The 16,964-nt window shown below is 60.0% G+C and carries 14 protein-coding genes; 12 read left to right on the forward strand and 2 right to left on the reverse strand.

All coding sequences use genetic code 11. From position 1 onward, the window contains the following. Positions 1-46 precede the first annotated feature (46 nt). Complete coding sequence (locus FE702_RS08795; protein ID WP_147125870.1) at positions 47-1,255, reverse strand: hypothetical protein; 1,209 nt, start codon at positions 1,253-1,255, stop codon at positions 47-49. Then, positions 1,252-4,764 carry a DNA polymerase III subunit alpha gene (gene dnaE, locus FE702_RS08800; RefSeq protein WP_147125871.1) on the reverse strand — a complete coding sequence of 1,171 codons (3,513 nt, stop codon included), beginning with the start codon at positions 4,762-4,764 and terminating at the stop codon, positions 1,252-1,254. Before dnaE ends, FE702_RS08795 begins: the two co-directional genes overlap by 4 nt. A gap of 103 nt (positions 4,765-4,867) precedes the next feature. Here dnaE and FE702_RS08805 point away from each other — a divergent pair, with 103 nt between their 5' ends. From FE702_RS08805 to FE702_RS08860, 12 genes are all read left to right on the forward strand, one after another. After that, complete coding sequence (locus FE702_RS08805; protein ID WP_147125872.1) at positions 4,868-5,203, forward strand: ArsR/SmtB family transcription factor; 336 nt, start codon at positions 4,868-4,870, stop codon at positions 5,201-5,203. Between the two features lie 67 nt (positions 5,204-5,270). Continuing rightward, entirely contained in the window at positions 5,271-5,723 is a 453-nt protein-coding gene (locus tag FE702_RS08810; RefSeq protein WP_147125873.1) for an SRPBCC family protein, read from the forward strand. Beyond that, positions 5,720-6,193: an SRPBCC domain-containing protein gene (locus FE702_RS08815; RefSeq protein WP_147125874.1), complete on the forward strand. Its 474-nt coding sequence runs from the start codon at positions 5,720-5,722 to the stop codon at positions 6,191-6,193. The genes FE702_RS08810 and FE702_RS08815 overlap by 4 nt, the downstream gene beginning before the upstream one ends. A gap of 120 nt (positions 6,194-6,313) precedes the next feature. Then, positions 6,314-7,711 (forward strand): xanthine dehydrogenase small subunit, encoded by a 1,398-nt coding sequence (gene xdhA / locus FE702_RS08820; RefSeq protein ID WP_147125875.1) that lies wholly within the window; start codon positions 6,314-6,316, stop codon positions 7,709-7,711. Continuing rightward, positions 7,708-10,005, forward strand: coding sequence for a xanthine dehydrogenase molybdopterin binding subunit (gene xdhB / locus FE702_RS08825; RefSeq protein ID WP_147125876.1), 2,298 nt, complete (start codon positions 7,708-7,710; stop codon positions 10,003-10,005). Before xdhA ends, xdhB begins: the two co-directional genes overlap by 4 nt. Continuing rightward, positions 10,002-10,727 carry a xanthine dehydrogenase accessory protein XdhC gene (xdhC, locus tag FE702_RS08830; RefSeq protein ID WP_147125877.1) on the forward strand — a complete coding sequence of 242 codons (726 nt, stop codon included), beginning with the start codon at positions 10,002-10,004 and terminating at the stop codon, positions 10,725-10,727. The genes xdhB and xdhC overlap by 4 nt, the downstream gene beginning before the upstream one ends. Before the next feature lie 21 nt (positions 10,728-10,748). Further along, positions 10,749-12,257 (forward strand): ABC transporter ATP-binding protein, encoded by a 1,509-nt coding sequence (locus tag FE702_RS08835; RefSeq protein ID WP_147125878.1) that lies wholly within the window; start codon positions 10,749-10,751, stop codon positions 12,255-12,257. Then, positions 12,254-13,342 carry an ABC transporter permease gene (locus FE702_RS08840; RefSeq protein ID WP_147125879.1) on the forward strand — a complete coding sequence of 363 codons (1,089 nt, stop codon included), beginning with the start codon at positions 12,254-12,256 and terminating at the stop codon, positions 13,340-13,342. Before FE702_RS08835 ends, FE702_RS08840 begins: the two co-directional genes overlap by 4 nt. A 59-nt stretch (positions 13,343-13,401) precedes the next feature. Further along, positions 13,402-13,734 carry a hypothetical protein gene (locus FE702_RS08845; protein ID WP_147125880.1) on the forward strand — a complete coding sequence of 111 codons (333 nt, stop codon included), beginning with the start codon at positions 13,402-13,404 and terminating at the stop codon, positions 13,732-13,734. After that, complete coding sequence (locus tag FE702_RS08850; protein WP_147125881.1) at positions 13,701-14,630, forward strand: ABC transporter permease; 930 nt, start codon at positions 13,701-13,703, stop codon at positions 14,628-14,630. The genes FE702_RS08845 and FE702_RS08850 overlap by 34 nt, the downstream gene beginning before the upstream one ends. 22 nt (positions 14,631-14,652) lie before the next feature. Then, a complete protein-coding gene (locus tag FE702_RS08855) occupies positions 14,653-15,729 on the forward strand; it encodes a BMP family ABC transporter substrate-binding protein (protein WP_147125882.1) in 1,077 nt (358 codons plus the stop codon). Between the two features lie 141 nt (positions 15,730-15,870). Continuing rightward, entirely contained in the window at positions 15,871-16,773 is a 903-nt protein-coding gene (locus FE702_RS08860) for an NAD-dependent epimerase/dehydratase family protein (protein ID WP_147125883.1), read from the forward strand. Positions 16,774-16,964 lie beyond the last annotated feature (191 nt).

The following is a 16,964-nucleotide window of genomic DNA, read 5'->3' on the forward strand; positions in this document are numbered from 1 at the left end:
CTTCGGGGGAGGCGCGCAAGCGCCGGGGGCAGAGCCCCCAACCGCCTCAGTCGCCCTTGAGGTCCTTGGCCACGACGCGCCCGTCGTGGATCAAGAGATCCGCCCAGCGCGGATTGGTTCCAAAGCGTTCATAGACGGACACGAAGACCGTCGATTTTTCAAAGCGGTTGAACCGGCGCTCAGCGCAGGTCGATCCGACCGGGGCCTGACATAACCGCGCGCGCAGCGCTTCGTATTCACGATCCGTCCGGGTCATTTCGATATGCTTGTGCGAACGCTGGTAGCGCGTTGCTTCGTGACCGCCCGGCGCGCCGAACAGGGCCAGCGCCGCTGTGAATTGGCGGGCACATCCATCCTTAAAACCGGTGATGTAATGCGTGCGCAGGGACAAGGTGCCCGGCGCGCTGTCATAGATCCGGTAGCGCGGGCTGCGTTCGGGATAAGAGGCCACTTGCTCTCCCATCAGCGCGGGTTTGACACCACAGATCGTGGCCAAAGCGCCGTAAGGCAGCTTGGTGCCAAAGGCGACCGTGTCCTGACCCGGTCCCGGTTCGCTTGGGCCACCGCCGCGCCGCAACGCGCCAAGCAATGTGGTTCGACGTGCAGCCACGCGGGTTTCTGCCGGGGCCTCTTTTACCGCCTTGGGCGCAATCAGGCTGGCGGTTGCGACTGCCGCCACTTGCGTCACTTCAGGCTCTGCGTCGACTTTGTCGGCGGCACCGCCACGCAGCCGCGCAAAGAGCCCGCGCGTTCTGTCGACGGCCTTGGCTTCGGCGACCAGTTGTGCTGCGTCCGTATCGACGCTGGCCTCTGGCGCATCCGCCTGTGCTGTCTCGACCGTTTCTTCCTCAGTCTCGACACCGTCTTCGGCCTCTGCAATCGCGACCGTATTTGCTTCGCCATCTGGCTCGGTGACGGCCTCTGCCTTTTCCGGATCAACGGCGGAGCGACCAAAGGGCAAAAGCCGCGCAAGACCGCGGCGGCCGGATCGTTCCTCCGCCTCGGTTTCCCCAGCGTTGGCCGGTTCTGTCGTCTCGGCCTCAGAACTGCCTTCCTCCGATTGTTCGGGCCGCGCCTGTGCCAGAAGGTCACTCAAGAGCCCCGCGTCTTCGGTCTGTGGGACGGCCATTGCTTCGACCGTGGGGACCGCATCAGGGTCGATTGTCGTCTCGGACACGCGTTCAATGCCGGCGTTCGGGCGCAGACACCCCGCCAGCACGACGACAGCCACGAAAAGGACACTTGATCGGATCAAAGCTCTTCCACCTGTAGAACCCCGGTCAGGCTCTTTAACGCGGATTTGATCTGAGGGGAAACGGGGAAGCCATCACCAGCCTCGATCTCGACCTCACCCGGCAAACCTTCGCCCATCAAGCAAAACTGGATCGGTCCTTTCGCCGCGCCTTTTGCCTTGTCGCCAAGGTCGGCCAGAACGGTCGCCACCGACGGCACGGCACCGATATCGTCGACATAGATGCGCAGCCCCGTAGCACCGCCTTGTGCCACAGCCCCATCAATTGGCGCGACCGAGCGACCGAGCAATTTCAGTTGGTCAGATTCAAGATTGGCCTCGACCGTGAACACAACCTTCGATCCGGTCTCAAGATATTCGCGCCCTTTTTCCAGCGCCTCTGAGAACACGGTGACCTCATAGGCCCCGCTTGGATCGGACAGCTGCACAAAGGCAAACCTGTTGCCCCGCGCCGATTTCCGTTCTTGCCGCCCGGTCACGACACCTGCCAGCTTTGCAATCATCGCCTCACGACCTTGGATATCGCGTTCCAGCGACTCCAGGGTGTGGAATGGCACGCCGGCACCAGCCGCCCGTTTGAGCGGGGCCATGTAATCATCGAGCGGATGGCCAGACAGGTAGAAGCCCACAGCCGCGAACTCTTCTGAAAGGCGTTCTGCAGGTAGCCAATCCTCAACCGGTGCCAAACGTGGCTCTGGCAGGTCATCGCCGGCTTCGCCAAAGAGCGAAACCTGATTTGACGCGCGTTGTTCGTGTATTGCCGCAGAATACGCCACAAGTGCATCAAGGCTGTTGAAAACCCGCCGTCGATTGCGGTCCAGTTCGTCGAACGCACCTGCGCGCGCCAGCATCTCAAGCGGGCGCTTGCCAACCCGCTTCAGGTCAACGCGGCGGGCAAAGTCGAACAAGTTGACAAAGGGCTTGTCCCCACGCCCGCCCACCACAAGCCTCATGGCTTCGACACCGACGTTCTTCAGCGCACCAAGCGCATAGACCAGCTTGCCATCATGCACGTCAAACGTGGCCTCGGAGCGATTCACGCAAGGCGGAATATAGGGCAGGCTCAGCCCCTTCTTCGCCTCTTGGAAGTAGATCGCAAGCTTGTCGGTCAGGTGCAGATCGCAGTTCATGACCCCCGCCATGAATTCGACCGGATGGTTCGCTTTCAGCCACGCCGTTTGGTAGCTGACAACTGCATAGGCCGCTGCGTGGGATTTGTTGAAACCATAGTTCGCGAACTTATCCAGAAGGTCCCACGTTTCCTTGGCCGTTTTCTCATCGACGCCGTTTTCAGCCGCCCCTTTCAGGAACTTCGGCTTTTCGGCGTCCATCGCCTCTTGGATTTTCTTACCCATCGCGCGGCGCAAAAGGTCAGCACCGCCAAGAGAATACCCCGCCATTTGACGGGCAATTTCCATCACCTGTTCCTGATAGACAATGATGCCCTGCGTCTCGTCCAGAATGTGATCGACCGATGGGTGCAGCAGGTCGCGTTCGCTGAGTCCGTTCTTAACCTCACAATACTTCGGAATGTTCTCCATCGGGCCGGGCCGATACAGCGCCACAAGTGCCACGATGTCCTCAATACAGGTCGGCTTCATGCGCTTGAGCGCATCAATCATGCCGCTGGATTCCACCTGGAACACGGCAACAGTTTTGCCTGCGGAATAGAGCTTGTAGCTCGCCTCATCATCCAGCGGGATCGCGTTGATCTGGTTAACCGTGCCGGGTTCTGGCTGATATAGTTCCGTCCCATCCGCCGCGATGTGTATGTCGCGCCCGGATTTCAGGATCAGCTTCATCGCGTTTTCGATAACCGTCAGCGTCTTCAGACCCAGAAAGTCGAACTTCACCAGCCCCGCCTGTTCGACCCATTTCATGTTGAACTGTGTCGCCGGCATGTCGGACCGAGGGTCCTGATAGAGCGGCACAAGCGCATCAAGCGGACGGTCCCCGATCACAACACCCGCTGCGTGGGTGGACGCGTTCCGCAGCAGCCCCTCGACCTGTTGGCCATAGGTTAGCAAACGGTCGACGACCTCTTCGTTTTTGGCCTCTTCCCGTAGACGCGGCTCATCGGCCAGCGCCTTTTCGATGCTGACGGGTTTCACACCCTCAACCGGGATCATCTTGGACAGACGATCCACCTGCCCATAGGGCATCTGCAACACCCGTCCGACGTCTCGCACGGCGGCCTTCGACAAAAGCGCACCAAAGGTGATGATCTGCCCAACCTTGTCGCGGCCATATTTCTCTTGCACGTATCGGATGACTTCCTCGCGCCGGTCCATGCAGAAGTCGATGTCAAAGTCCGGCATCGACACCCGTTCCGGGTTCAGGAAGCGTTCAAAAAGAAGGCCGTAGCGCAGCGGATCAAGGTCGGTGATCGTCAACGCATAGGCCACTAACGACCCTGCACCAGACCCCCGGCCCGGCCCCACCGGAATGCCCTGCTCTTTTGTCCACGCAATAAAGTCCGCAACGATCAGGAAGTAACCGGGGAAGCCCATCCCCTCGATGATGTCCAACTCGAAATCGAGCCGTTTCTGGTATTCCTCGACGCTCACCGCATGTGGGATCACCGCCAACCGGGCTTGCAGCCCTTCGTTCGATTGGCGGCGCAGTTCCGCGACCTCATCGTCGGCAAACTTGGGTAGGATCGGGTCGCGCTTGTAAGCCTTGAACGCGCAACGCTGCGCGATCTCGACGGTGTTTTCAATCGCCTCCGGAATGTCGGCAAAGAGCGTCGCCATTTCTTCGGGCGTTTTCAGGTAGTGCTGCGCCGTCAACTTCCGTCGGGGTTCTTGCTGATCAACATAGGCCCCTTCCGCGATGCAGATCAGCGCATCGTGTGCCTCATACATGTCCGGCTTAGGGAAATAGACGTCATTCGTGGCAACCAAAGGCAACCCCTTGGCATAGGCCATCTCGACCGTCGGACGCTCGGTAAGGCGCTCGGCTTCCGGCTGACCGCTTTCACCCGGATGCCGCTGCAATTCGACATACAACCTGTCACCATAAATCGACGCCAGCCGATCCAGGAACGCTTCTGCCTTCGGCCGCTGACCGGCCTGTAGCAGCTTGCCCAAGGCACCATCCGGTCCACCGGTCAGACAGATCACATCGTCTGCATTCGCGGCCAGTTCATCCACAGTCACCTGCGGCAGCTGCCCGCCTTTGTCGACATACAGACAGGTGTTCAGCCGCATCAGGCATTCATACCCGGCCTCGCTTTGCGCCAACAGAACGAGAGGCGCAGGATCACGTGGTTTCTCGCCCGGCTGCGCGGGATCATAGGCCACATCCACCTGACAGCCGATGATCGGCTGCACCCCGGCCTTGGATGCTCCTTCCGAGAATTCCAGCGCCGCGAACATGTTGTTGGTATCCGTCAACGCCACCGCAGGCATGCCAAGACCGGCAATCATGCCGGGCAATTTCTTCATCCGCATCGCGCCCTCAAGCAGCGAATACTCAGAATGCAGTCGGAGATGTATGAATCGGGTCGCCATGGTGGCACCCTATCTGGTGGTTCTGCGGGGTCCAACCGCCAGAATACTTAGCCGATGGGAAAACTATATTGACTCAAGTCTCGCATTATCATTACTTAGCCACATGACTAACCAACTCGACACCTTTTTCGCGGCACTTGCTGATCCGACGCGCCGGGCGGTTATTGAACGCCTGACCGAAGGCTCAGCACCTGTGTCGGAGCTTCACGCGCCTCATGACATGGCGCTACCGACCTTCATGAAACACCTCAGCAAGCTTGAGGCGGCAGGGCTTGTCAGAAGCGAGAAAAAGGGACGCGTGCGCACGGTCCATATCGAAGCCGCACCGCTGGCCGCCGCAGAGGATTGGCTGAACAAACAGCGCAAGCTGTGGGAGGGACGCCTGGACCGCCTCGAACGGCTTGCCCTGCAAATCGAAAACAAGCGCGACACGACCTGACAGCGCCTGAAATCACTTGGCGGGCTGTCAGGGCGCGCCCTAAGATCAAATAGAAAGGACCCATTTCATGGAAACGGATAGTCTGACCTTCACCCGCGTCATCGCGGCCCCACCTGCACGCGTTTTTGAGCTTTATACAGACAGCGACGCGCGCCAGATCTGGAATTCGCCGGGTGAGGACTTCACCACCACGGTGACACACCCGGCTCAAACCGCCCCCGGCGTGCGAGAGACCGCGCTTGTGACTGCGGAAAACGAACCCGACACCGTGGTTCACACCGATTGGACAACGGTCACGCCTGATGCGGTTGCCTATGCCGAAACGCTTGAAGTCGAAGGCGCGCCGCTGGCTGCCTCCTTCACCTGTGCAACCTTTGAGGATGCAGACGGTGGTACGCGGCTGACGCTTGAGATCGCGCTGACCAGCTTTGCGGGTCCCGAAATGCTTGAGGGCTACAAGATGGGATGTACAGCGGCCTTCGATGCGCTTGTCGCCGCGGCCGCGGGCGCAAATGCATGACCCACGCACTGACGCTGACACGAGAGTTTGACGCAGGCCCTGCTTCGGTCTGGCGTTGCATGACCGAGGCTGATCTTCTGGCGCAGTGGTTCGCGCCGGAGCCGGTGACGTGCACGAAGGCCGTCATCGACCCGACGCCGGGCGGCACGTTCCACGTTGTCATGCATGTCCCCGAGATGGGCGAAATGGACGGCGGCGCAGGCTGCGTGCTGGTGGCAGAAGATCAGCGTCGCATGGTCTGGACCTCGGCCCTTGGCCCTGGCTTTGCGCCGAACGACCCGCCGGACGAGGGCGCGTTCCACTTCACAGCGATCATGACACTTGAGGCTTTGACGGATGGTGGCACGCGCTACACGGCCACCGCGCTGCACGCCGACGCCGCCGGGAAAGAAGCGCATGAAGCCATGGGCTTTCACGACGGTTGGGGCACAACTGCTGATCAATTGGGCAGGCTCGCAGCGTCGATCTGATCAAGGCGCGCGACCCTCTTGCATTTTTGTCCTGCGCGCGCTGTCATGCAGGTCAGCACGAGGGTCTACGCCGCATCGGCCCCGTTGCCCTGCCACATGGTATCGCGGCTTATAGAGCATATGGACATCACCTTCCGCCTAAACGGCGAAGACGTCACACTGCACGACCCACATCCGACAACGACCCTGCTGGATTGGCTGCGCGAAGAGCGTGGCCTGACCGGCACCAAAGAAGGCTGCAACGAAGGCGATTGCGGGGCCTGCACGGTCATGGTCACGGATGACGGCGGTGCGAAATCCCTGAACGCCTGCATCCTTTTCCTGCCGCAACTGCAGGGCAAAGCCGTCCGCACGGTCGAAGGCATCGCCGCGCCAGACGGCACGCTGCACCCCGTGCAACAAACCATGATTGACCTGCACGGCTCGCAATGCGGTTTCTGCACACCGGGCTTCATCGTCTCAATGGCGACAGATCACCTGAACGGCTCTTCGGATCATGACACGACACTCGCCGGAAACCTCTGCCGCTGCACCGGCTACGCGCCCATCATCCGCGCCGCCAAGGCTGCAGAATCCGCGCCCGTCCCCGATCACATGCGCGACACCCCTCCTTCATCTTTCCCCAAAAACTCTGGGGGGGAGGAGGCAGCGCCTCCGGCGGGGGCAAAGCCCCCATTTGCGGCACCCAAAACAAGCGATGCTTTGGCCGAGTGGTGCGAGGCGCACCCGGATGGGACCCTGATCGCGGGGGCCACAGATGTGGGCCTGTGGGTCACCAAACACTTCACTGACCTCGGGCCTGTCGCGTTTCTGAACCAATGTGCCGACTTGCAACAAGTGACCGAGACAGAGAGCGAAATCACCCTTGGCGCGGGCGTTTCGATCACCCGTGCATCAGACGCCCTGAGCCCGCATTTTGCAGCGCTGAAACCGCTCTTTGATCGATATGGCTCCACACAGGTGCGAAACGCCGCCACCATCGGCGGCAACATCGCAAACGGATCCCCCATCGGAGACAGCCCACCGCCTCTGATCGCACTGGGGGCCACACTGCACCTGCGCAAGGGCAATGCGCGGCGTATATTGCCGCTCGAAGAGTTCTTCATCGACTACGGCAAACAGGACCGCGCACCGGGCGAGTTCGTCGAGGCCGTCACAATACCGAAACAACCTGACACACTTCACGTCTTCAAGCTTTCCAAACGCGTCGATCAGGACATCTCTGCCGTTTGCGGTGCTTTCAACCTCGTAATCGAGAACGGCCTTGTTGCGTCAGCCCGGATCGCATTTGGCGGCATGGCTGGCACCCCGAAGCGTGCGGCAGCCGTAGAAGCCGCGCTGACCGGGCAGCTGTGGAGCGAAGCCACGATTAAGGCCGCAATCCCGGCATTCGCAGAAGACTTCACCCCGCTGTCCGACATGCGCGCCAGCGCAGAGTACCGTTTGAAAGCCGCACAAAACATGCTCTGGCGGGCATTCCATGAAGGCCTTGTTGATGTGCTGGAGGTGCGCGCATGAGTGTTGCCAAACCCCTGCCCCATGACGCCGCCAAACTGCATGTGACGGGCATGGCCCGCTACACCGATGACGTGCCGACCCCCAAAGGTACCCTGCATCTGGCCTTTGGCCTGTCTTCAATTGCCAAAGGACGCATCACGTCGCTCGATTTGACAGACGTCCGCGCGGCAGAAGGAGTTGTCCGGGTATTCACTGCGGAAGCTCTGCCCGCCGCGAACGATGTATCACCATCAATCCATGATGAACCGCTGCTGAGCGACGGGGCCATCCACTATGTTGGCCAACCGATATTCTGCGTCATTGCCACAAGCCATCTCGCAGCGCGCAAAGCGGCGCGTCTGGCCAAGGTGGAATACGAGCAAGACACACCGATCCTGACAGTGGACGACGCGCTGGCTGCCAATAGCCGGTTCGAGGACGGACCGCGCGTTTACGCAAAAGGCGACATCGAGACCGCTCTGGAAATCGCCCCGCACCGCCTGCAAGGCACGCTGGAGTTGGGCGGGCAGGAGCATTTCTATCTGGAAGGTCAGGCGGCGCTCGCGTTGCCGCAGGACAACGGCGACATGGTCGTGCACGCCTCGACCCAGCACCCGACCGAGATTCAGCACAAGGTGGCGGAGGGGCTGGGTGTGCCGTTTCATGCCGTCCGCGTCGAAGTGCGGCGGATGGGCGGGGGCTTTGGCGGCAAGGAAAGCCAAGGCAATGCGTTGGCCGGGGCCTGCGCGATTGCCGCCCAGATGACCGGCAAGCCCTGCAAGATGCGCTATGACCGCGATGACGACATGGTCATCACAGGCAAACGCCATGATTTCCGCATCTCCTATGACGTGGGCTTTGACGACAATGGCCGCCTGACAGGCGTGGATTTCACCCACCTCGTCCGCTGTGGCTGGGCACAGGACCTGTCGCTGCCGGTGGCCGACCGCGCGATGCTGCACGCGGACAATGCCTATGACCTACCAGCGGCGCGGATTACGTCGCACCGGCTCAAGACCAATACACAGAGTGCGACGGCCTTTCGGGGTTTTGGTGGGCCACAGGGTCTTGTCGGGATTGAGCGTGTGATGGACCACATCGCGCACCATCTGGCGCTGGACCCTTTGGAGGTGCGGCGCAGGAATTTTTATCCCTCCGGGGGGAGTATTTCTGGAAAGATGAAGGTTGGGGTCACGCCTTATGGGATGGAGGTCACCGATAGTGTCATCGCCGAATTGGTAGACCAGCTGGTCGAGCAGTCGGATTATGCAGCGCGGCGCGCATCCGTTGCTGAATGGAACGCGTCCAACCCGATCCTGAAGAAAGGCATTGCCCTGACGCCTGTGAAGTTCGGGATCAGCTTTACCCTGACGCATCTCAATCAGGCGGGCGCGTTGGTGCATGTCTACTCTGACGGCTCAATCCACATGAACCATGGCGGGACCGAGATGGGCCAAGGCCTGTTCCAGAAGGTCGCGCAGGTCGCAGCGGATCGCTTTGGCATAGACGTGGGCGCGGTCAAGATCACGGCGACGGATACTGGCAAGGTGCCAAACACGTCGGCGACTGCCGCGTCCTCTGGATCGGACCTCAACGGGATGGCGGTAAAGGTCGCCTGCGACACGATCCGCGACCGCATGGCCGAGCATCTGGCTGAACTTTATCAAACAACGCCCCAGAAGATCGTTTTTGCCGATGGACAAGTGCAGGTTGGAGCCGAGTCCATCCCATTCGGCCACGCCGCGCAGCTTTGCTATGAAGGCCGCGTGAGCTTGTCGTCCACCGGGTTCTACAAAACGCCGGAGGTTGCTTGGGACCGGATCAAAGGTCAGGGACGACCGTTTTACTATTTTGCCTACGGTGCGGCGGTGTCAGAGGTTGTTGTCGACACGCTCAGCGGGGAAAACCGCATCCTGCGGACAGATATCCTGCATGACGCGGGCAGCAGCCTGAACCCGGCGCTGGATATCGGCCAGATCGAGGGTGGCTTTGTGCAAGGCGCGGGCTGGCTGACGATGGAGGAACTTGTCTGGGACGATGCTGGCCGTTTGCGGACACATGCGCCGTCGACCTACAAAATCCCCGCCGTTGCGGATCGGCCAGAGGTCTTCAACGTGCATCTATTTGACAATGTGAACGCCTCAGAGACGATTTATCGATCCAAGGCCGTCGGGGAACCGCCGTTCATGCATGGCACTTCGGTCTTTCTAGCACTGTCACATGCCTTGTCGGACTGTGGTGCCGAGTATCCGGCGCTCGATGCTCCCGCGACGCCTGAAAGACTGATGATGACGGCGGACCGGCTGGCGCAATGACATCTTGGATCAGGGTGAGCGTGGCCGAGACGCGCGGATCGGTTCCGCGCGAAGCCGGCGCTACGATGAAGGTGTTTGCGGACCACATCGAAGGCACCATTGGCGGCGGCAATCTGGAATGGCAGGCGATGGCACATGCCCGCACCATGCTGAAGACCGGCGCGAAACAGGACAGGCAGGTTTTGGCGCTTGGGCCTGATATGGGCCAGTGCTGCGGCGGGGTGGTGACGCTGGAATTTGTGGCCAATGCAGACGCGGCGATGCCTCATCACAGCCCGGTTTTCATCTGGGGTGCGGGGCATGTCGGGCGTGCCATTGCAACGACCTTGGCCCCGCTCGACGGCCTGCCTGTGACGCTGATCGACGATGCGCCGGAACGGCTTCCTGATCCCTTGCCGTCCGGGGTTCAGCCACTTGTGGCGCGGGACATGGTGGCGGCAGTCAAACACCTGCCCTTCGCGGCACATCATCTGATCCTGACCTATTCGCATGATATCGACTTGGCGCTATGCGACGCCTTGCTGCGCCAAGGGTTCCTGACCTGCGGATTGATTGGATCGCAGACAAAGTGGGCCCGGTTCCGATCCCGCTTGGGCAAAATGGGTCATGCCGACGCTGAAATATCACGCATTGCCTGTCCAATAGGCGATCCGGCCCTTGGCAAACACCCACAAGCCATTGCGATTGGCGTTGCCGCGCGGCTAGTGTCGGCGTTGGGATAAAAACGACTCGGGGACAGGCGCTTGGACGCTTTGCTGAAAATCGACAGCGTGACAAAGGCTTACCCAGGTGTTGTCGCCAATGACCAGGTCGATCTTGAGATCAAACCCGGGGAAATCCATGCGCTGCTTGGTGAAAACGGCGCAGGCAAATCGACACTTGTGAAGATGATGTACGGGCTGGTGAAGCCTGACAGCGGGCAAATGATCTGGGAAGGCGCGTCCTATGCCCCCGCTGACCCGCGTGCCGCACGGGCGGCGGGTATCGCCATGGTTTTCCAGCACTTTTCGCTGTTTGACGCGCTGACTGTTGCCGAAAATATCGCGCTGGGTATGGAGACACCGCCCAAAACGCGGGAGCTGTCACGGCAGATCAAGGAGGTCTCGGAGACCTACGGATTGCCGCTGAACCCGGACCGCACAGTGGGGACCCTGTCAGCCGGTGAACGCCAGAGGGTCGAGATCATTCGATGCCTTTTGCAAAACCCTCGGCTCTTGATCATGGACGAGCCGACCAGCGTTTTGACGCCGCAAGAGGTGGACGTGCTGTTCAAAACGCTGCGCACCCTCTCAGAGGAAGGCACGGCGATCCTCTATATTTCTCACAAGCTCGAAGAAATCCGCGCCCTGTGTGAGGCAGCGACCATCTTGCGGGGCGGCAAGGTTGTCGCAACCTGCGATCCGCGCAAGGAATCCGCGCGCGGCATGGCCGAAATGATGGTGGGCCAAACCTTTGCCACCCCCAAGCGTGCGGGAGAAACCGCGGCCGGGGATGCGGTTCTTGCGGTGACGAACCTGTCGCTGCCGCGCTCTTCGCCCTTTGCGACCGAATTGAAGGACGTGTCGCTGACGGTTGGTGCAGGTGAAATCCTTGGGATCGGTGGCGTGGCGGGCAACGGTCAGGATGAGCTGCTGTCGGCGCTGTCCGGAGAAGTCCGGGTTCGCGCTGGTGCGGTTACCCTTGATGGCAAAAAAATCGGTGATCTGGCCCCGCGTGCGCGCCGTGCCGCAGGCCTATGTGTCGCCCCGGAGGAACGGCTTGGCCATGCGGCTGCGCCCACCTTGTCGCTGGTCGACAACGCGTTTTTGACGGCGGATGTGCGTGAAGGGTTGAGCCACCGGGGCTTCATCAAATGGGGCAAGGCGCGTGATTATGCCAAACGCGTCATTCAAGAGTTCGATGTCCGCACCCCGTCCGAAGACGTTGCCGCGCAGGCGCTGTCAGGTGGCAACCTGCAGAAATTCGTGATGGGCCGCGAAATGATGCAGCGTCCCAAAGCTTTGGTCATCAATCAGCCGACTTGGGGCGTCGACGCCGCTGCCGCGGCTCGGATCAGGCAGGAATTGATGACGCTGGCTGACGACGGCGTCGCGCTGGTCGTGATCAGTCAGGATTTGGACGAGTTGCGAGAGATTGCAACGACCTTTGCTGCGCTCAACGGCGGAGAGCTAAGCGAGACACGGCCCATGTGGGGGCTGAGCATGGATGAGATTGGCCTGATGCTGGGCGGTAGCGCAGGAGAGGCGGCATGATCCGTATCGTAAAGCGCCGCAACCCCAGCCAAGCATGGGCATGGGCAACGCCGATCCTTGCCGTTTTGCTGACGATGATTGTTGGCGGGTTCATGTTTGCGGCACTGGGCAAAGACCCGTTTGAGGCGATCCGGCTGATTTTCTGGGACCCGCTGTTTTCCGAGCAATTCGCCAGCTATTCGCGCCCGCAACTGTTGGTGAAAGCTGGGCCGTTAATCTTGATTGCCATCGGTCTGAGCATCGGGTTCCGGGCAGGCATTTGGAACATCGGGGCAGAAGGCCAATACATCATGGGCGCGATCTGCGGCGCGGCCGTGGGGCTTGCTTTATATCCCTCAGAGGCGCGCTGGTTGGTCTTTCCGCTGATGGTTCTTTTTGGCGGCATCGGCGGCATCCTCTGGGCGATGATCCCAGCGCTGCTGAAGACCAAGTTCAACACGAACGAAATTCTGGTCTCGCTGTTGTTGGTCTACGTGGCCGAACAGTTTCTGGCCAAGATGGCCTTTGGCGCGCTGCGCAACCCTGATGGTCAGGGCTTTCCGGGGTCTCGGAACCTTGCCCAGTGGTCATCATCGTCGAACCCTGAATTGATTGCCGGGACCGGCGCACACTGGGGTGTAGTCGCGGCGATCATCGCCGTGCTTGTGGCCTTTATCCTGATGACGCGCCACCGCGTGGGCTTTGACATCAAACTGATGGGCGTCGCGCCGCGGGCGGCGGCATTTTCAGGTGTGAACCCAAACCGCATGGTCGTCTTGTGTCTGGCCATTTCAGGCGGGCTGGCCGGGTTGGCGGGACTGTTTGAAGTGACAGGGCCATCGGGCCAGATCACCGACAGCTTTAATCAGGGCTATGGCTTCACCGCGATCATCGTGGCGTTCCTTGGCCGTCTGAACCCGATTGGCATTTTATTGGCAGGCCTGTTGATGGGGCTGACCTTTATCGGGGGCGAATTGGCCCAGCTCATGATCGGTCTTCCTGCGAGCGCCATTCAGGCCTTTCAGGGGATGCTTCTCTTCTTTCTTTTGGCGCTGAACCTGATGTCTGACTACAGGATCGAGTTCGGTCAGAAGGAGGCCGCATGACCGTGGCCCGCTTGTCGCAAGGGCGATGCAGCCTAGTGTTTTTCCGCAAGGAGAACACGATGCAGATTTCCCTACGCGACTTTGCCAAAAGCCATTCATGGCGTCTGACCCTGTTGGCGGCCCTTTATGCGGGCGCGCTGACTTGGGTTTTGGATGCCACGCCTTTGGCCCCTGTTCTGCTGATCCTGTGGTTGCCCGTCTTCCTGATCGGAGTCGGGCCCATTTTGGCATCAACTGAACTGGTGTGCTTTGTGCTTGGCCCCGGCGAAGCCATGTCACGCGCGCATCTTGCCGTGCGTCGCGTGGTGGCTGCGGTCAGTGCTGTGACCGTCGCGACCTATTTGATTGGGAATGAACCGTGGACCTATCTGCAATCAACCCCGTTCTACTGATCGCCGCCCTAATGGTGGCGGCCACGCCGATCCTGCTGGCCGCGATCGGAGAACTGGTGGTGGAAAAGGCTGGCGTCCTGAATCTGGGCGTCGAGGGGATGATGATCACCGGGGCCATTGCAGGCCTTGCGATTTCGGTTGAGACCGGATCGCCGCTCATTGGCTTTCTGTGCGCAGCTATCGGGGGCGCGCTTCTGTCTCTGATTTTTGCTGTTCTGGTCCTGTATTTTCTGTCGAACCAAGTGGCGACGGGCCTTGCGCTGACGCTGTTTGGTCTGGGACTAAGTTCGATGATGGGCCAAGGCTATCAGGGTGTGAAACCGCCGCTGACCGAGAAAATGAACCTTCTTGGCCTTGGTGATCTGCCAGTTGTTGGTCCGATCCTCTTTGGTCACGACTGGATCGTGTATCTCTCGATCACGCTTGTGATCGGCGTATGGGCCTTTTTGAAGTTTACGCGCGCGGGTCTGATCCTGCGTTCGGTGGGTGAGAACGCAGAAGCGGCGCACGCTCTGGGATATAAGGTCAACCTGATCCGCATGGGCGCAATTGCCTTTGGCGGGGCCTGCGCCGGGGTTGGCGGTGCCTACATTTCGATGGTGCGTGTGCCACAATGGGTCGATGGCATGACGGCAGGTGCGGGTTGGATCGCGCTCGCGCTGGTGGTGTTTGGTGCATGGCGCGCAGGGCGGGTGATGGTGGGTGCCTATCTTTTTGGCGGTATCACTGTCTTACAGCTGAATTTACAGGCCGCAGGCGTTGCGATACCTGTCGAGTACTTGTCGATGAGTCCATACCTCATCACCATTCTGGTGCTGGTTCTGATCTCGGCCGGACGGGCACGCGCGTTGGGCGCTCCGGCTGCTTTGGGCCAAACCTTTCATGCCTCGCGATGAGGCCAATCCAATGGGGAACTTTATGAACCTGAAATCACTTATCGCGGCAGCTGCCGTCGCGATTGCTGGCACGGCGGCACTGGCCGACGGCCATGAAAAGACCAAGGTCGGCTTTGTCTATGTCGGACCAATTGGTGACGGCGGCTGGACCTACGAACACCATCAGGGCCTCCTGGCTGTCGAAGAAGAGTTCGGCGATGCGGTCGAGACCACCTATGTCGAAAACGTGCCTGAAGGCGCGGACGCAGAACGCGTGATGACACAGATGGCGCTGGGCGGTGCTGACCTGATCTTTACGACCTCGTTCGGCTACATGGACCCGACCATCAACGTCGCGGCCAAATTCCCCGATGTGAAGTTCGAGCACGCCACCGGCTATAAGCGCGCAGACAACGTATCTACCTATTCGGCACGTTTCTACGAAGGCCGCGCTGTTCAGGGCCACATCGCTGGTAAGGTCACCAAGACCAACAAAGTTGGCTACATCGCGTCGTTCCCGATCCCAGAAGTGATCCGCGGCATCAACGCGGCCTACCTGCATGCGCAAAAAGTGAACCCTGATGTTGAGTTCAACATCATCTGGGTCTTCACATGGTTCGACCCGGCGAAAGAGGCCGACGCAGCCAAAGCGCTGATCGACCAAGGTGCAGATGTGATCTTGCAGCATACAGACTCCACCGCGCCACTGGCGGCCGCTGCCGAGGCAGAGGGCGTTGTAGGCTTTGGTCAGGCGTCTGACATGGCGGCGTTCAAGGACGGCCCACGTATCGGGTCGATCATCGACAACTGGGCCCCTTACTACATCGAGCGCACGCGCGCTGTGATGGAAGGCACCTGGGAAAGCGTCGACACATGGGACGGCATGGACACCGGCATGGTGGAAATGGGTGAAATGACCGACAAAATCCCAGCAGACGTACAAGCCGAAGCTCAAGCCATGATGGCTGCCATCGCATCGGGCGAATACCACCCGTTCACTGGCCCAATCAACAAGCAAGACGGTTCCGTCTGGCTGGCTGAAGGCGAAGTGGCTGACGACGGCACGCTCGCGGGCCTGAACTTCTATATCGAAGGCATCGAAGGCGATATCCCGAACTAAGCGCGGTATGCCCTAGAGATCGAAAGGCCCCCGAGAGATCGGGGGCTTTTTTTTGTCAGTTTTCCCCGGCACATCTGGGGCCTCGCCCTGCTGGCGCAAGCTGCTATCCTTTCGCCCGATGCACGCATTTAGGAGCTGACCATGCGCGTTTTCTTCACTGGCGGTAGCGGCAAGGTCGGCAAATGGGCGATCCGGCATTTGCAAGATCAAGGCCACCACGTCGTGAATATCGACCGTACACCATCGGGGCTCGACTGCCCTGAACTGTTGGTCGATCTGTGTGATGCCGGGCAGTTGTTTGGTGCGATGTCCCAGTTTGTCGATTTTGACGAACTGGACACAGGCACCGGGGTTCCGACCTATGACGCTGTCGTGCATTTCGCAGCTATCCCGCGCGTGATGATCGGCACGGATGGCGAGTGTTTTCGGCAAAACACCATCAGCACTTACAACGTGATAGAGGCCGCTGTGAAGCTGGGCATCCCCAAGATCATATTTGCGAGTTCGGAGACGACCTATGGGATTTGCTTTGCCGACGGAGAGGTGAAGCCCGACTTTGTTCCTGTCGACGAAACCCACCCGACGGTCCCGCATGACAGCTACGCGATGTCCAAGGTCTGCAATGAGGTGACGGCGCGCTCCTTTCAGGCGCGCACGGGCGCGGACATTTACGGGCTGCGGATCAACAATGTGATTGAACCGCATGAATACGCCGAGATGTTCCCGGCCTTCATGGAAAACCCCGCCCTGCGCCGCCGCAATATCTTTGCTTATATCGATGCACGTGACCTTGGGCACATGGTTGACTGCTGCCTGAAGGTCGACGGTTTGGGCTACGAAGTGTTCAACGTCGCGAATGACGACATGTCCGTGAACCTGACCTCGGATCAGGTAAAGGAGCGGTTTTATGCTGGCGTTGGAGCACGCAGAGACATGACTGAGAACGAAACGTTTTTCTCAAACAAGAAGGCTCGGGAAATGGTCGGGTTCGCGCCGCAGCGTTCTTGGTGGGATGTACCATCTTTGGCTTCGAGAACTGTTTGAATGCGCTGTGCCGACAACGCAGGCAGATGCTATAAGCATCTGAACTGAGAGCAAATCGCGGCACGCTGACAACGCCGCGAGCCTTGACAAACAGCAGAAACGTCAGTCCGTTAGACGCAGGTGGGTCGCCCAAGGTGACCGGTCCGTCGCCCATACCAAGAGAGTACCGGTTCGCGTAACGAAGACTCGGC

Origin of the sequence: Shimia ponticola (assembly GCF_007995215.1) — a bacterium.
In the GTDB taxonomy this organism is placed as follows: Bacteria; Pseudomonadota; Alphaproteobacteria; order Rhodobacterales; family Rhodobacteraceae; genus Shimia_B; species Shimia_B ponticola.

What these genes read in the sequence shown, in the direction of transcription:
- FE702_RS08855 (WP_147125882.1), top strand. Translation starts at nt 14,653, where the DNA reads ATGAACCTGAAATCACTTATCGCGGCAGCTGCCGTCGCGATTGCTGGC.
- dnaE (WP_147125871.1), bottom strand. Translation starts at nt 4,764, where the DNA reads ATGGCGACCCGATTCATACATCTCCGACTGCATTCTGAGTATTCGCTG.
- xdhB (WP_147125876.1), top strand. Translation starts at nt 7,708, where the DNA reads ATGAGTGTTGCCAAACCCCTGCCCCATGACGCCGCCAAACTGCATGTG.
- FE702_RS08860 (WP_147125883.1), top strand. Translation starts at nt 15,871, where the DNA reads ATGCGCGTTTTCTTCACTGGCGGTAGCGGCAAGGTCGGCAAATGGGCG.
- xdhA (WP_147125875.1), top strand. Translation starts at nt 6,314, where the DNA reads ATGGACATCACCTTCCGCCTAAACGGCGAAGACGTCACACTGCACGAC.
- xdhC (WP_147125877.1), top strand. Translation starts at nt 10,002, where the DNA reads ATGACATCTTGGATCAGGGTGAGCGTGGCCGAGACGCGCGGATCGGTT.
- FE702_RS08845 (WP_147125880.1), top strand. Translation starts at nt 13,402, where the DNA reads ATGCAGATTTCCCTACGCGACTTTGCCAAAAGCCATTCATGGCGTCTG.
- FE702_RS08805 (WP_147125872.1), top strand. Translation starts at nt 4,868, where the DNA reads ATGACTAACCAACTCGACACCTTTTTCGCGGCACTTGCTGATCCGACG.
- FE702_RS08810 (WP_147125873.1), top strand. Translation starts at nt 5,271, where the DNA reads ATGGAAACGGATAGTCTGACCTTCACCCGCGTCATCGCGGCCCCACCT.
- FE702_RS08815 (WP_147125874.1), top strand. Translation starts at nt 5,720, where the DNA reads ATGACCCACGCACTGACGCTGACACGAGAGTTTGACGCAGGCCCTGCT.
- FE702_RS08840 (WP_147125879.1), top strand. Translation starts at nt 12,254, where the DNA reads ATGATCCGTATCGTAAAGCGCCGCAACCCCAGCCAAGCATGGGCATGG.